Source organism: Leifsonia sp. Root4 (genome assembly GCF_001425085.1).
Lineage (GTDB): Bacteria > Actinomycetota > Actinomycetes > Actinomycetales > Microbacteriaceae > Microterricola.
Genome location: NZ_LMDN01000003.1, coordinates 82,026 through 97,283, shown reverse-complemented (window position 1 = coordinate 97,283; position 15,258 = coordinate 82,026). Strand labels below are relative to the sequence as shown.

Genomic DNA, 15,258 nt, shown 5'->3' with positions numbered 1-15,258 from the left:
TCGGCGCGTCAGGTGGCCGGCAGCAGGTTCTGCCGGAAGAACGCGGCCAGTTCCGCCGTTGCGCCGAACGGCAGCACATCCGCCACGTAGTGGTCGGGGCGCACGACCACGACCACACCGCCTCGGTCGAGGCCGCGCAGCTCGAAGATGTCGTGCTCCGGATCGGTCGCGTACACCTTCTCGTAGTCGATCAGCCCGAACGGACCGGTTCGTGGCAGGAACACCGGTGACACGCCGCCGAGGTCGACCTCCGTGTGCGGCTGCTGATAGACGACCTTGACGTCGAAGACGCTGTCGATGTCGCCGCCCTCCGGCGTGTGCACCAGCAGCGGTGATTCCGGCGCGCTCCGCAGCCACTCCGCCCAGTCGGCGAGCCGGGAGCTCTCGCCGGCTCGCGCGGCATCGGCGAAGGCGTAGATGCGCCAACGGCCGTCTGCACGGTGGTGATGCCCCAACTGCACGGGGTTCGTGTCCGAGACCCGGGTCACGGGCGCCGACTTGAAGCGCTTGCCGATCGGGAAACCGGTCGCGAGGCCCTGTTCGGTGTCCTCGGCAATGATCATCGACGGGGCGTACTGCGTCATGAAGCCGGCGGGGAATTCCGCGGTGCGCACGTAGAAGTCTTCGAGCTCCGACGGGCTGTCGTACTCCTCCGGCTTCTTGGCCATGAGCGTCGACCACTGGCGGTCGAAGTCGATCAGGTCCTTGGCCACGACGTGGCGCTCGGCGGAGTAGGTGGCGAGCAGGCTCTCCGGGCTGCGCCCCGAGAGCACGTGGCCGAGCTTCCAGGCGATGTTCCAGCCATCCTGCATCGAGACGTTCATACCCTGGCCGGCCTTCGCACTGTGCGTGTGGCAGGCATCGCCGGCGATGAACACGCGGGGCGTGCGCGTGCCGACCTCCTCGACCGGCACGTCGTCGAAGCGGTCGGTCACGCGGTGACCCACCTCGTAGACGCTGTGCCACGGCACGTTCTTCACGTCGAGCACGTAGGGGTGCAGGATCTCGTTCGCCTTCGCGATGATCTGTTCGAGGCTGGTCGCACGGATCGCCCCGTGATCCTCGGCCGGCACCTCGCCGAGGTCGACGTACATGCGAAACAGGTAGCCGCCCTCGCGCGGAATCAGCAGGATGTTGCCCGCCTCGGACTGGATGGAGCACTTGGTGCGGATGTCGGGGAAGTCGGTGACGGCCAGCGTGTCCATGACGCCCCAGGCGTGGAACGCCTGGCCGCCGATGTGCTGCGCCCCGATCGCCTCGCGGACCGCGCTGCGGGCGCCGTCGGCGCCGAGCACGTACTTGGCGTGCACGATCTTCTGCTGCCCTGCACGCTCGCCCGCGCTGTGCTCAAGGGTCACCGTCACCGGGTACTCGCCCTCGCCGGTCACCTCCAGCCCCCGGAACTCGAAGCCGTAATCCGGCCGAATGCGCGCGGGCGAATTGGCCGCGAACTCGGCGAAGTAGTCGAGCACCCTGGCCTGGTTGACGATCAGGTGCGGGAACTCGCTGATCCCGGTCGGGTCATCGACGGTGCGAGCCGCGCGCACGATGTTGCGCGGCGTCTCGGGGTCCGGCTTCCAGAACGCCATCTCGGTGATCCGGTAGGCCTCGGCGATGATGCGCTCGGCGAAGCCGAAGGCCTGGAACGTCTCGACGCTGCGGGCCTGGATGCCGTCGGCCTGCCCGATCGCGAGGCGTTCACCGCGGCGCTCGACGATGCGGGTGGTGACGCCGGGGAACTGCGCCAGCTGCGCGGCGGCGACGACGCCGGCGGGGCCGGTCCCGACGATGAGCACGTCGACGTAGTCCGGCAGCTCATCCGGTCGCTCGATGCCGACCCCTGCGGCCGGCTCGACGCGCGGGTCGGTTGACACGTATCCGTGGTGGTGGAACTGCACGGCTTCCTCACTTCTCTGTGCGGTGCTTGGTGTTCGATTATAGAACTGGCGATTCAACTATCGCTCGATGAATCATACGTCGGCGCACGCCGTGCGACAAGCGGGCGCCGAGCGGGGGGTCTCTGCGCCGTGTTCGAGCGCGCGACTGTGCACACGCCCCCGCTCGGCGCCGACAGGGCGCGCGGCGCGGCGCCGCGGGGCTCAGGCCTCGGAGTACAGCGGGAGGGTGCGCACGCTGGCGAAGCGCCGTGCGCCGCCGTCGATCGGGTCGGTGAACACCACGTCGCTGGCCAGCAATTGCAGCGGGGTGGAGAAGTCATCGACGCCCACCCCGCGAACGACCGGATAGAGCGGATCGCCGTCGATCGGCGCCCCGAGGCCGAGCATGTGCATCCGCAGCTGGTGTGTGCGCCCGGTCTTCGGCGTCAGTCGGTACACGGCCGAGTCACCGAGCACCGCTTCCCGTTCGATCCTCGACTCGGCATTGACCGGGGCTCCCGGCACGACCTCGGCCTGCAATTTCCCGCGTTCCTTTGCGAGGTGATTGCGCACGGTCACCGCCTCGGCGAGTTCCGGCCGGTCGGGCGCGAGCGCGCGGTAGCCCTTGTCGATCTCGCCGCGCTGGAACATCGTCTGGTAGGCGGCGCGCCAGCGCTTCTCTGTCGCCAGCACCAGCAGGCCCGAGGTCACCCGGTCCAGCCGGTGCAGCGGAGAGAGCTCGGGCAGCCCCAATTCGGCGCGGAGCCGCACGACGACGCTCTGTTGCACGTGCTTGCCGCGCGGGATCGACGAGAGGAACGCCGGCTTGTCGATCACGACGATCCGTTCGTCCCGGTGCACGACGTGGATCTGCCCGGGAACGACCTTCTCCTCCGAGAGGTCGCGGTGGAACCAGACGAAGGTGTGCGAGCGGTAGTCGTCGCCCCAGCGGGCCGGCTCCCCCGACTCGTAGACGATCCGCCCCTGGTTCAGGAAGTCGGGGACGTCGATGTGCTCGGACAGCCGCTCGTGCAGCCATGCGCCCATGTGCGGCCACGGCTCCGGCCATGCCGGGTTCCGGTCCGGAGTGCGCAGCCAGGCGGCATCCAGCCCGTTTCGTTGCGGCAGAGGGGAACGTGGGGGCACCACCTGATCGTACGCGCCAGAACTGCGGATGCCGTGACGGCGCCGAGTGCTCCGAAGTAAGCTCGAAACCGGCCGCGACCAGCGACGCCTGCAGCGGCGCGGCACCCCGCACGACAGTTGGAGATCTCATGACCATGACGACGGACACGCACGCGAGCTCGGCACAGGACGAGGGCAGGCACAGCGCGGACAGCCACGACCTGATCCGCGTCCACGGCGCCAGGGTGAACAACCTCAAGGACGTCAGCGTCGTCATCCCGAAGCGCCGGCTCACGGTCTTCACCGGCGTCTCCGGCTCCGGCAAGAGTTCGCTCGTCTTCGGCACGATCGCCGCGGAATCCCAGCGGATGATCAACGAGACCTACAGCGCCTTCGTGCAGGGCTTCATGCCGACGCTGGCACGGCCGGATGTCGACATGCTCGAAGGCCTGACGACGGCGATCCTGGTCGACCAGGAGCGGATGGGCGCCAACCCACGGTCAACGGTCGGAACGGTCACCGACGCCAACGCGATGCTGCGCATCCTGTTCAGCCGGCTCGGCCAGCCGTACATCGGCTCCCCGCAGGCGTTCTCTTTCAACGTCGCCTCGGTCAGCGGCGCCGGCGCCATCACCATGGAGAAGGCCGGGGAGACGGTGAAGGAGCGGCGCGAGTTCTCGGTCACCGGCGGCATGTGCCCGCGCTGCGAGGGCATGGGCATGGTCACCGACATCGACCTGGCCCAGCTCTTCGACGACGGCAAATCTCTCGCCGAGGGTGCGATCACGATCCCCGGCTACACGGCCGACGGCTGGATGGTGCGCATCTACACCGAGTCCGGCTTCCTCGACGCGAACAAGCCCATCCGCGACTACAGCGAGACCGAGCTCCACGACTTCCTGTACAAGGAGCCCACCAAGGTCAAGGTCCAGTCGATCAACATGAGCTACGAAGGCCTGGTCTCCAAGATCCAGAAGTCGATGCTCTCCAAGGACCGCGAGGCGATGCAGCCGCACATCCGTGCCTTCGTCGACCGCGCGGTCACCTACACGGCGTGCCCGGACTGTGGCGGTACCCGCCTCAGCGAGGCCGCCCGCTCCTCCCGCATCGATGGCGTCAACATCGCGGATGCCTGCGCGATGCAGATCAGCGACCTGGCCGCGTGGGTGAACGGCCTGGATGAGCCGTCGATGGCCCCGCTGCTCTCCACTCTGCGGCGCACCCTGGACTCCTTCGTCGAGATCGGGCTCGGCTACCTCTCGCTCGATCGCCCGTCCGGCACGCTCTCCGGCGGTGAGGCGCAGCGCACCAAGCTCATCCGCCACCTCGGTTCGGCCCTCACCGACGTCACCTATGTCTTCGACGAGCCCACCATCGGGCTGCACCCGCACGACATCCAGCGGATGAACGAGCTGCTGCTGCGCCTCCGCGACAAGGGCAACACCGTGCTCGTCGTCGAGCACAAGCCGGAGATGATCGCGATCGCCGACCACGTGATCGACATCGGCCCCGGTGCGGGGACCGCAGGAGGCACGATCTGCTTCGAGGGCACCGTGGCGGCGCTCCGCGCAAGCGGCACCCTCACCGGCCGCCACCTGGACGACCGCGTGTCCGTCAAGCCGAAGGTGCGCACGCCGAACGGCACGCTCGAGATCCGGGGCGCGACCTCGCACAACCTGAAGAATGTGGATGTCGAGGTCCCGCTCGGCGTGCTCTGCGTCGTCACCGGCGTCGCCGGCTCCGGCAAGAGCTCGCTGATCCACGACTCGATCCCCGCGGGTGCCGGCGTCGTGTCGATCGACCAGAGCGCCATCCGTGGCTCCCGCCGCAGCAACCCGGCCACCTACACCGGCCTGCTCGAGCCGATCCGCAAGGCCTTCGCCAAGGCCAACGGCGTCAAGCCCGCCCTGTTCAGCGCCAACTCCGAGGGAGCCTGCCCCAACTGCAACGGTGCCGGCGTGATCTACACCGACCTCGGCATGATGGCCGGTGTCGCCACGACCTGCGAGGTGTGCGAGGGCAAGCGCTTCGAGGCATCCGTGCTGAACTACCACCTCGGCGGCCGCGACATCAGCGAGGTGCTGTCGATGTCGGTGGCGGAGGCCGAGGAGTTCTTCCGCGTCGGCGACGCCCGCACGCCGGCCGCCCACGCGATTCTGCACCGCCTGGTCGACGTCGGGCTCGGTTACCTGCGCCTCGGCCAGCCACTGCCGACGCTCTCCGGCGGGGAGCGCCAGCGCCTCAAGCTGGCCACGCACATGGCCGAGAAGGGCGAGATCTACGTGCTCGACGAGCCGACGACGGGCCTACACCTCGCCGACGTGCAGCACCTCCTCGGCCTGCTCGACCGACTGGTCGATTCGGGCAAGTCCGTGATCGTCGTCGAGCACCACCAGGCCGTGATGGCACACGCCGATTGGATCATCGATCTCGGCCCCGGCGCGGGTCACGATGGCGGGCGCATCGTCTTCGAAGGCACCCCGGCCGCGCTCGTCGCGAGCCGGGCCACCCTCACCGGCCAGCACCTCGCCGGCTACGTCGGCAGCGCCGGCTAACGAGGCCGTGTAGTACCTGAGGCCCATATGCGCGCCGCGCATATGGGCCATCGTGGGGACGCGCGGCCGATGGGCACTCTCCTAGCGTGGAAACGCTCGAAGACTGCCGATCGAAGGAATCCCCGCCATGTCGCTGCTCACCCGCCTGAGCCTGGCCAACCGCGCCATCGTCGCGCTGCTCAGCCTGCTCATCGTCGCGATCGGCCTCTGGGCCACCGGCTCGATGAAACAGGAGCTGCTGCCCGCGATCGAACAACCGGCCGCCGTCGTGGCGCTCGCCAAGCCCGGCGCGTCCTCGGCGACGCTTGACCGCCAGGTTGTCGTGCCACTCTCCGATGCACTGTCGGCGATCCCGGGCGTCGACGAGGTGCGCTCGAACACCTCAAGCGGCTCGGCCGAACTCAGCGTGATGTGGGGCTTCGGCGCCGACAGCGCCAAGATCCTCGCGGACATCAAGGCGGCGACGGCGAGCGCGCTGGCTGCGGCGCCGGACGGCGTCGTCTCGAACGTCTTCGCGGGCAACACCAGCGACATCCCCGTCCTGGCCCTTGCCCTGACGAGTGATGCCGACCCGGATGCCCTCGCCGAGCGTGTCGACGCCGTGCTCCTGCCCGCCATCACCAACGTTCCCGGCGTGCGCGATGTGCAGCTTGCCGGGAAGACCCAACAGCGGGTGCTGGTGACGGCCAACCCCGCTGCCATGGCGGAGCACTCCATCGATCAGGCCACCGTCGGCGCCCTGCTCCGCACGGCGGGCACCGTCGTGCCCGCAGGCACCAGCGTCGACGGCGAGCAGTCCCTGGCGATCGAGGTCGGCCAGGAGAGCGCCGGCATCGACGACATCGCGGCGATCCCCATCCCCACCCTCGCCGGGCCGGTGCCGCTCTCCGCCGTTGCGGCCGTTGAGCTGCTCCCCGTCGACCAGACCTCGCTCTCCCGCGCCGACGGTCGGCCGTCGATCGGGCTGACTATCACGAAGGTTCCCGATGCGAATGCGGTGCAGGTGTCCCACGCCGTGTCGGCCGCCGTCGAGGCGACGCTCGCCCAGCTCGGCGCTGGCGCGGCGATGCACACGATCTTCGACCAGTCGACGATGGTCGAGCAGTCCATCCACGACCTCTCGGTCGAGGGCGGCCTCGGCCTGCTCTTCGCCGTGCTCGTCATCCTGATCTTCCTGCTCTCGCCACGGGCAACGGTGATCACGGCGATCTCGATCCCGATGTCGCTGCTCATCGCCGTCATCGCACTGCGCCTCGGCGGCTTCACCCTCAACATCTTCACGCTGGCCGCCCTCACCGTCGCCGTTGGCCGGGTGGTCGACGACTCGATCGTGGTGATCGAGAACATCACCAGGCGCCGCGGGTCCGGCGGACTCACGGTCGATGGCGTGCGCGAATCGGTTGCGCAGGTGGCCGGTGCCGTGACGGCATCCACCCTCACGACCGTCGCGGTGTTCCTGCCCGTCGCCTTCGTCGGTGGCGTCTCCGGCGAGCTGTTCCGCCCCTTCGCCGTCACGGTCTCCGTCGCGTTGCTCGCCTCCCTCGTGGTGTCGCTGACGATCGTGCCCGTGCTCGCCTACTGGTTCATGCGCAAGCCGTCGAAATCCGCCCTCCACGGCAGCGCAGCCGGAGCGGACACGCAGACGGAGGAGGCCGAGCGCCTCACGACGATGCAGCGCTCGTACCTGCCCGCGCTGGGGCTGGCGCTCCGCCGCCCGGTCACGATGGTGCTCGTCGCCGTCGTGGTCTTCGCCGGAACGCTGTTCGCGGCCGGATTCCTGAAGACCGACATGCTCGGGAGTTTTGCCGATGCCAGGGCCGTGCAACTGCAGCAGACCATGCCGATGAGCTCGACCCTCGAGTCCGCGGATGCCGCGGCCGTCGTGCTCGAGAAGGCGGTCGCTGCCGTCGACGACGTCGAGTCATACCAGACGACGGTCGGGGCCCACGGTGTGCCGGTGCGGCTCGACCTCGTGCTGAAGACGGACGTCGATCCGGATGCAGCGCTGGCCGGCATCCGCGACGCCGTCGCTGATCTTCCCCGCAGCGAGGACATCACGGTCTCCACCCAGGCCACCCAGACCACGAGCTCGACGATCGATGTGATCGTGATGGGCAGTGACGAGGCCGCGCTCACCAGCGCCACCGACGCGATCGCCGCCGAGCTCGACGCGTTGCCGGAGATCACCGAGGTGACGAGCAATCTCGCCGCGGAGCAGCCGGTGCTCTCCGTGTCTGTCGACCAGACCGCTGCGGCCGCACAAGGCTTCAGCGTTGTCGAGGTCGGGTCGGCGATCGCCGCGGCCGTCGAGGGCGAGCGGCTGGGTTCCGTGACCGTCGACGGTGCGAGCCACGACCTCGTGCTCCGCTCGCAGACCACGGCAAGCGATCCGGCGGCGATTGCCGCCCTCCCCCTGCCCGTCACCGCCCTGCAGCAGCAACGCGCCCAGAAGAGCGCGGTGGACGCACTGACCGCCGAGCAGCAGGCACTCGCCGACGACGCCAGGGCCGAGGCGAACCGTTCCGCCGACAACCAGGTCTCCAAGCTCGTGGAGGCGCGGGAACAATCCGGCCGGGATCTGGCTGGACTCCGACAGCAGCTCGCCGCGCTGATCGCCAGCCCGCCCCCGGCGGACCCGAGCCCCGTGACCGGCGGCGTGCTCGGCGCGATCGAGCACCAGAAAATGGTGGCAGAGCTCGGTGCGGCGGTCAGCGGCGCCGAGGCCGGCCTGACCGCCATGGACGAGCAGATCGCCGCCGCCCGCGACGCCATCGCCGAGGGGGCGACGCAGCAGGCCGAGTCCGAGCGGCTCGCGCAGGCTCAGCGCGACATTGAGAACGTCAGGGCGAGCGCGGTGAGTGTCGGGGACGTCGCGACCATCGCCGTCGTGAATGCTCCCGCCACGATCACCCGCATCGACGGCGTGCGCGCCGTCACCATCGCCGCCACGCCGAAGGGCGGGGACCTGGGCGCCGCGGCGTTCGCCGTCGACACCGCGGTCGCGGAGATCGATCTGCCGGAGGGCGTGAGCCTGGACCAGGGCGGAGCGGCCGCTGAGCAGACGGAGTCCTTCGCCCAGCTCGGATTGGCCATGCTGATCGCCATCGCGCTGGTGTACATCGTGCTCGTCGGCACCTTCCGCTCACTGGTGCAGCCGCTGCTGCTGCTCGTCTCGATCCCCCTCGCGGCGACCGGTGCGATTCTCGCGCTGCTCATCACCGGGACCCCGCTCGGCATCCCGGCGATGATCGGCATGCTGATGCTGATCGGCATCGTCGTGACGAATGCGATTGTGCTGATCGACCTCATCAACGAGTACCGCCGCAACGGCTCCGGCATCGATGAGGCGGTGACCCACGGGGCGCGGCTGCGCCTGCGGCCGATCATCATGACGGCCTGCGCGACGATCTTCGCCCTGTTGCCGATGGCGTTCGGGCTGACCGGCGGTGGCGCCTTCATTTCGAAGTCGCTGGCGATCGTCGTCATCGGTGGTCTCGTGTCGTCGACGCTGCTGACGCTGCTGCTCGTTCCCGCGCTGTACGTGCTGCACGAACGCCGGATCGAGCGGCGCGCGGCGAAGCGGGGCGCACGCGCCGAGCCCACGGACGCGGATGACTCGGACGCGGATGACGCGGCGAGCGCCGCCGATCTCTTCGACGCGGCAGTGGACGAGAACGGGCTCGACGATGATGTGGTGCAGACGACACATGGGAGACTGGCACCGTGACCACGACCATGCCGCGCAGTCTCGGGGTGGCCGCTCGTTACGGGCAACGCCACCCGCGGCTCGTCGATGTCCTGGTCGCCGTCAGCTGGGTGCTCATGACGACGCCGACGCTGCTCCTCACCGCGTCAACGCCCACCTTCGGCTGGGTCGCCGGTGTGGCGTTCGGAAGCGTCGTGATCCTCGTCGCGGTCTGCCTCGTGCTGTTCCGCCGGCGCCGCCCACTGTTCGCCTTCTGGGTCACCTTCGTGATCACGTTGCCGCTGGCCGTGGTCAGCCCCGACCTGCTCAATCTCGCCGCCGCCTACTGCGTGTTCGCGATCGCCGTGTACGACTCCGTGCGGAGGGCGTGGCTGGCGGCGGCGGCATCCGCCTCGGTGACCGTGCTGGTCAGTGTGACGTACCTGTTCGTCGACCCGCCGCTCTCCATGCCCGGCGTCGGCACCTCCCGCATCGGCGATGTGATCGCGTACGCGGTCACCGGCCTGCTCGTGCTGCTGGTCGCGCTGCTCTGGGGGCAGAACTCGGGCAATCGCAGACGCTACATCGCCGGACTGCTCGAACATGCCAGGCACCTGGAACGCGAGCGCGATCAGCAGGCTCAACTCGCCGCGCTCGCCGAGCGATCTCGCATCGCCCGTGATGTGCACGACATCGTCTCGCACTCCCTCTCGGTGATCGTGCGCCTGGCCGACGGCGCCAGCGCGGTCTTCGACCGGGAACCGCAGCGCGCCAAGGAGGCGATCGGCCAGCTCGGCGGCGTCGCCCGCTCCTCCCTCACCGAGATGCGGCGCGTCATCGGAGTGCTGGAATCGACACCGAACTCGGCCGCGCCACAGGCCGGAACCGGCTTCGACGATCTCCCCCGCCTCATCGAGGTCTACCGGGGCATCGGCCTTCCCGTGGAGCTGCAGCTGAGCGGTGACGCCCCGCCGCAGCCTGGCGTGCAGGTGGCGGTGTTCCGCGTCGTGCAGGAGGCGCTGACCAACGCGCTTCGCCACGCATCGGCGCCGACGACCGTGAGCGTGCTCGTCGAGACGGACGACGACGTGGGCGTGACGGTGCAGAACGACGGGGCGCCGCCGACCATCCAGCCCGATGGCCACGTCGGCCGCGGCCTCGTCGGGATGCACGAGCGCGCCGCCCTCTATGGCGGATCGCTCGCGGCCGGCCCAGACGGAGAAGGACGATGGACAGTCCGATTGATTCTTCCGGGGGCTGGCCGATGACGGGCATCCGGGTGTTGATCGCCGATGACCAGGCCCTCATCCGCACGGGGCTCTCGATGGTGCTCGGCGCGAGCGACGGCATCGAGGTCGTCGGTGAGGCCGCCGATGGCATCGAGGCGGTGGCGCTCGCCGCGGCACTCAATCCCGACATCGTGCTGATGGATGTGCAGATGCCGCGTATGGACGGCCTCGAGGCAACCAGGGAGATCACCGGGCACAGCGGCAGCAGCCGGGTGATCATCCTGACGACCTTCGACATCGATGCCTACGCCTTCGGTGGCCTCGAGGCCGGCGCGAGCGGCTTCCTGCTCAAGGACTCGGAGAGCGCCGACATCCTCGCGGCCGTGCGCGCGGTCGCGGCGGGCGACGCCGTGCTCGCGCCCCGCGTGACGTCGGAGCTGCTGCGGCGCTATGGCGAGCTCAAGCAGGTGCCGGACGCCGGGGCCGAGGCGCGGCGCGCAGCCGAGCGCCTGTCGGCGCTCGAACGACTGCGGGCGCTCACCGACCGCGAGCGGCAGGTGTTCGACGCGCTCGTGCTCGGTCTCTCCAACGCGGAGATCGCCCAGCAGCTCTGGCTCTCGGAGTCCACGGTCAAGACCCACGTCGGCCGCATCCTGCAGAAGCTCGGCATGCGCGACCGCGTGCAGGCCGTCGTGTTCGCGTTCCGCAGCGGTGTGATCTAGCCGCTCCCCCATTCCCATCGCCCCGGGCCAGGGGCGGTCGCTCCGTGCTGCCTCGGCGCCCGTGTCGGCGCCACGCCCACTCGCTCCGTCTGCGCGCCCACACGGCGCGCCGGCATCCACCATCCACCCAAGAAATGGACAGTCATGAAGAAGTTCCTCAGAGTCACCCTCAAGACGATCGGCGTCATCGTGGCGGTGCTCGCGCTGGCCCTGGCCACCACGGCCGTCGTCAACGTCGCGGCCACGAGTGCGGAGGCCGAGCGCATCGAGAGCTACGGCCAGCGTGTGCCGGTCGACGGCAAGGAGATGAACGTGCTGGTCAGCGGGTCCGGCGATGAGACCATCGTGCTCCTGCCCGGCTTCGGCACAGCCGCACCCGCCCTCGACTTCACGCCGCTGATCACCGAGCTCGCCGCAAACTACCGCGTCGTCGCGGTCGAACCGTTCGGCTACGGCCTGAGCGACGGCGCAGACACGCCACGCACCACCGAGAACATCGTGAGCGAGGTGCACGAGGCGCTGCAGGCCCTCGACATCGACCGCTACGTGCTGATGGGGCATTCGATCGCCGGCATCTATGCCCTCGATTACACCGAGCGGTACCGCGACGAGGTCACCGCCTTCGTCGGCATCGACAGCAGCGTGCCCGGTCAGCCGGGCATGGATGAGGAGCTGCCGGTCGGCGCGATGCAGACCGCGAAGGCGCTCGGCCTCATGCGCGTGCTCAGCTCGATCGGCGACCCCTATGCCGGCCTCGACTTCGAGGAGACCACACGGGAGCAAATGACGATGCTCTCCTTCCAGAACTCCCTCTCCGCCAGCTACGTGAGCGAGATGGAGCACATCGCGGAGAACTTCGCCGCGGCCGCCGATACGACGTTCCCGCACGACCTCCCTGTGCTGCTCTTCGCGCAGGCGGACAGCCCGGACATCGCCACGTGGGCCGAGCTGCACGAGGAGCAGGCGGCCAGCGTCGAGCACGGCGAGGTCGTCTTCCTCGACGCCGGCCACTACCTGCACCACACGCGCTCGAGCGAGATCGCCGTGGACACCGCGCGGTTCCTCTCCGAGCTCCCCCCGGTCGCGGCGCCCGCACCCGACTCCTTCTAGAATCAACGCCATGACTCGGGTGATCTTCATGTGCGGCCCCGCCGGATCGGGCAAGTCGACGATCGCGCGTGAGCTCGAGTCGACCGGCATCACGCGGCTGTCCTTCGACGAGGAGGCGTGGCGACGCGGCATCCGGGAACAACCCCTCGCCGATGACACCCGCCGACAGATCGAGGAAGCGCTGCGAGTACGACTGCTTGACCTGGTTCTGACCGGAACGGATGTTGTGCTCGACTACTCGTTTTGGTCGAGACGGATGCGCGACGAGTATCGCGAGCTGCTCCGCCCGCTCGGGATCGAGCCGGAGACGTTCTATCTCGCCACGCCGCGCGCAGTCGTGCTTGCCCGCGTCCGCATGCGGACAGGTCGCGCCGCCAACGACGTTCGACTCAGCGAAGCGCTTGCCGCCACATACTTTGACAGATTCGAGGTGCCAAGCACTCAGGAGGGTCCCCTGCGCGTCATCGACGGCCGCGGAGGCGCGAGCAGCGGACTGAGCTCGTGACCGCCATCACCGCCGTGCTCGGAGACATCACCGGGCAACGGGTCGACGCGATCGTCAATGCCGCGAACACCGCAATGCGCGGAGGGGGCGGGGTTGACGGGGCGATCCATCGCGCGGGCGGCCCGTCGATCCTGCGGGAGTGCATCGATCGTTTCCCCGATGGCCTGGCCGCCGGGGACGCCGGCTGGACAACGGCTGGCGAGCTTCCGGCGCGCTGGGTGATCCACACGGTCGGGCCGAACTACGCGGCCGGGCAGCGGGATCGCTCGCTGCTGCAGAGCTGCTACCGCCGCTCCTTGCAGATCGCGGATGAGCTCGGCGCGAGAAGCGTCGCGTTCCCGCTCATCAGCGCCGGCGTCTACGGCTGGCCGCGCGAGGACGCCATCGCGGCGGCCGTCGACACGATCGCCGCGGCCGACACCCGGGTCGCCGAGGTGCGGATCGTGGCCTTCGGCCGTGACAACTATGAGGCGGTGCGCCGGCGGTTGGAGGGCCAGGTCGGGCAGGGGCCGGCCACCGCCTAGTCCGCGGAGGGCCGCTGCCGTTGCTGCTTGGTCGCGGAACGCTGCTGCTTCGCGTCCAGGCGGCGGCGATCGGAGCCACGGGTGCGCTTGGTGGCGCGCCGGGCGGCGGCATCCGGGGCCAGAGCGTCCGCAATGAGCAGCGCGAGCTTGCGCCGGGCGATCTCGCGGTTGCGCAGCTGAGAGCGCTGCTCGGAGGCGGTGACGGTCAGCACACCGCCGACCAGCCGCCGTCCGAGGCGTTCCAGCAGGCGCTCGCGTTGCTGCTCGGAGAGCGCAGCCGACCCCGCGAGATCCCACGAGAGTTCGACGCGGCTGTCGGAGGTGTTGACGTGCTGGCCGCCCGGCCCGGAGGAGCGCGAGAAACGCCAGGCGAGCTCGGATGCCGGGATGCTGAGCGCGGGCGACACCTCCAGATCCATGCCTCAAGACTCGCACGACAGGCCGCTGTCAGCATCCATGGCGTAAAATGCTCTGATGTGTCGTTCACGGAACGGCACGAAATGAGGTGTATCTACCATTCGCTCTCCGGCGAAAACGGCGGCACGAACCGTCGCGGCTCGGCCGCCCGGGAGGAGAGCCACCATGGCAGAACAGAACACACAACTCGAAACGGACGCACCGGCACGACCGGAGCCGACCCGACTGATCCACGCCGCGGGCGTCTCGTACTTCCCGATCGCATTCGTCGCCCGGCTGCCGTTCGCGATGATGGTGGTCGGCGTGCTGACACTCGTGGTCGCGGCACGTGGATCGATCTCACTCGGCGGCATCACCTCCGCAGCGGTCGGCCTCGGAACGGCACTCGTCGGGCCGCTGCTCGGCCTCGCCGTGGACCGTTTCGGCCAGCGCCGCGTCGTACTCGTCGCCGCCATCGGCAACAGCCTGGCCCTCCTCGCCTTCGCCTGGGCCGCGTTCGCGCCCGTCTCCGACCTCGTCCTGCTGGGCGTCGCCTTCCTCGTCGGCGCCACGGCACCCCAGGTCTCGCCGCTCTCCCGCAGCCGCCTGGTCGGCATCATCTCGTCCCGGCTGCCCCGCGGAATCCGGGCGAAGACCCTCAACGGCACGATGGCCTACGAATCGGCGGCCGACGAGGTGGTCTTCGTCTTCGGACCCGTGATCGTCGGGCTGCTCGCGACGACCATGAACCCGGCGGCACCGATCGTCGGCGCGGCCGTGCTGACCATGATCTTCGTGACCGCGTTCGCCTTCCACAGGAGCGCGCGCGTCGCACCCGACCACGCCACCGAAACGGCCGCGCCGGCGCCGCTGCGCGCACTGCTGCGCCCGCGGATGCTCGTCGTGCTGCTCGGCGTGCTCGGCATGGGTCTCTTCTTCGGCTCGATGCTCACCTCCCTCACCGCGTTCATGGGCGAGGTGGCGCGCGCAGAGGAGGCCGGGCTGCTCTACGGTGTGCTCGGCATCGGCTCCGCGATCCTCGCGCTCAGCGTTGCGGCGTTCTCGCCGCGCTTCTCGCTCCGCGCCCGGTGGCTCGTCTTCGCCGGCGCACTGACAGCCGGAGCCGCCCTCGCGGCGTCCGCCACGACGATCCCCGTCATGCTCCTCGCGCTCGCCGTCGCCGGCATCGGTGTCGGGCCGACCCTCGTGACGGCCTACGCGCTCGTCGCGGCACGCACCCCGCACGGCCGTTCGGCCACGGCCATGACGATGGCGGGCTCGGCGATCATCGTCGGCCAGGCCATCTCCTCGGCGACCGCCGGGCTCATCGCCGAGAACGCGGGAGCCCAGCTGGCCCTGTTCGTACCGCTCTGCGCCGCACTCATCGTGCTCGGCGCCGGCGTGGCGAACTGGTTCATCACGTCCCGTGTGACGGATGCCACCACCGCGGGCATTCCGACGGCCGGCGTCCCGACGACACCGGCGCACCCACAACTCGCGTCCGCCCTCACCGCCGCCGAGCCCGGCTAG

Annotated in this window: 11 protein-coding genes; 8 read left to right on the top strand and 3 right to left on the bottom strand. The window is 69.6% G+C overall.

What is annotated here, in order from left to right; translation table 11 throughout:
* Window positions 1–8: 8 nt before the first annotated feature.
* Entirely contained in the window at window positions 9–1,898 is a 1,890-nt protein-coding gene (locus ASC66_RS10205; RefSeq protein WP_055838743.1) for an FAD-binding monooxygenase, read from the bottom strand.
* A gap of 201 nt (window positions 1,899–2,099) precedes the next feature.
* Window positions 2,100–3,023 carry a pseudouridine synthase gene (locus tag ASC66_RS10200; protein WP_055840280.1) on the bottom strand — a complete coding sequence of 308 codons (924 nt, stop codon included), beginning with the start codon at window positions 3,021–3,023 and terminating at the stop codon, window positions 2,100–2,102.
* Window positions 3,024–3,151: 128 nt separating this feature from the next.
* On the opposite strand from ASC66_RS10200, the gene ASC66_RS10195 reads away from it, so the two are divergent.
* The 7 genes from ASC66_RS10195 to ASC66_RS10165 all read left to right on the top strand — a co-directional run bounded on the left by ASC66_RS10195 (window position 3,152) and on the right by ASC66_RS10165 (window position 13,332).
* Entirely contained in the window at window positions 3,152–5,557 is a 2,406-nt protein-coding gene (locus tag ASC66_RS10195; protein ID WP_055838741.1) for an ATP-binding cassette domain-containing protein, read from the top strand.
* Between the two features lie 127 nt (window positions 5,558–5,684).
* Window positions 5,685–9,284 carry an efflux RND transporter permease subunit gene (locus tag ASC66_RS10190; RefSeq protein WP_055838738.1) on the top strand — a complete coding sequence of 1,200 codons (3,600 nt, stop codon included), beginning with the start codon at window positions 5,685–5,687 and terminating at the stop codon, window positions 9,282–9,284.
* Window positions 9,281–10,510 carry a sensor histidine kinase gene (locus ASC66_RS10185; RefSeq protein WP_055838735.1) on the top strand — a complete coding sequence of 410 codons (1,230 nt, stop codon included), beginning with the start codon at window positions 9,281–9,283 and terminating at the stop codon, window positions 10,508–10,510. Before ASC66_RS10190 ends, ASC66_RS10185 begins: the two co-directional genes overlap by 4 nt.
* The gene (locus ASC66_RS10180) at window positions 10,471–11,193 is read left to right on the top strand and encodes a response regulator (RefSeq protein ID WP_235496852.1); all 723 of its coding nucleotides are present in this window, start codon (window positions 10,471–10,473) and stop codon (window positions 11,191–11,193) included. The genes ASC66_RS10185 and ASC66_RS10180 overlap by 40 nt, the downstream gene beginning before the upstream one ends.
* 144 nt (window positions 11,194–11,337) lie before the next feature.
* Window positions 11,338–12,303, top strand: coding sequence for an alpha/beta fold hydrolase (locus ASC66_RS10175; RefSeq protein WP_055838731.1), 966 nt, complete (start codon window positions 11,338–11,340; stop codon window positions 12,301–12,303).
* Window positions 12,304–12,313: 10 nt separating this feature from the next.
* Window positions 12,314–12,808 (top strand): P-loop nucleotide/nucleoside kinase family protein, encoded by a 495-nt coding sequence (locus ASC66_RS10170; RefSeq protein ID WP_200944802.1) that lies wholly within the window; start codon window positions 12,314–12,316, stop codon window positions 12,806–12,808.
* On the top strand, window positions 12,805–13,332 hold the full coding sequence (locus ASC66_RS10165) for an O-acetyl-ADP-ribose deacetylase (protein ID WP_055838727.1): 528 nt from the start codon (window positions 12,805–12,807) through the stop codon (window positions 13,330–13,332). Before ASC66_RS10170 ends, ASC66_RS10165 begins: the two co-directional genes overlap by 4 nt.
* Here the strand turns inward: ASC66_RS10165 and arfB are convergent.
* Entirely contained in the window at window positions 13,329–13,751 is a 423-nt protein-coding gene (arfB, locus tag ASC66_RS10160; protein ID WP_055838725.1) for an alternative ribosome rescue aminoacyl-tRNA hydrolase ArfB, read from the bottom strand. The two genes, ASC66_RS10165 and arfB, sit on opposite strands and share 4 nt — an antisense overlap.
* A gap of 163 nt (window positions 13,752–13,914) precedes the next feature.
* On the opposite strand from arfB, the gene ASC66_RS10155 reads away from it, so the two are divergent.
* Window positions 13,915–15,258, top strand: coding sequence for an MFS transporter (locus ASC66_RS10155; protein WP_055838722.1), 1,344 nt, complete (start codon window positions 13,915–13,917; stop codon window positions 15,256–15,258).

What these genes read in the sequence shown, in the direction of transcription:
- ASC66_RS10195 (WP_055838741.1), top strand. Translation starts at nt 3,152, where the DNA reads ATGACCATGACGACGGACACGCACGCGAGCTCGGCACAGGACGAGGGC.
- ASC66_RS10190 (WP_055838738.1), top strand. Translation starts at nt 5,685, where the DNA reads ATGTCGCTGCTCACCCGCCTGAGCCTGGCCAACCGCGCCATCGTCGCG.
- ASC66_RS10180 (WP_235496852.1), top strand. Translation starts at nt 10,471, where the DNA reads ATGGACAGTCCGATTGATTCTTCCGGGGGCTGGCCGATGACGGGCATC.
- ASC66_RS10175 (WP_055838731.1), top strand. Translation starts at nt 11,338, where the DNA reads ATGAAGAAGTTCCTCAGAGTCACCCTCAAGACGATCGGCGTCATCGTG.
- ASC66_RS10170 (WP_200944802.1), top strand. Translation starts at nt 12,314, where the DNA reads ATGACTCGGGTGATCTTCATGTGCGGCCCCGCCGGATCGGGCAAGTCG.
- arfB (WP_055838725.1), bottom strand. Translation starts at nt 13,751, where the DNA reads ATGGATCTGGAGGTGTCGCCCGCGCTCAGCATCCCGGCATCCGAGCTC.
- ASC66_RS10155 (WP_055838722.1), top strand. Translation starts at nt 13,915, where the DNA reads ATGGCAGAACAGAACACACAACTCGAAACGGACGCACCGGCACGACCG.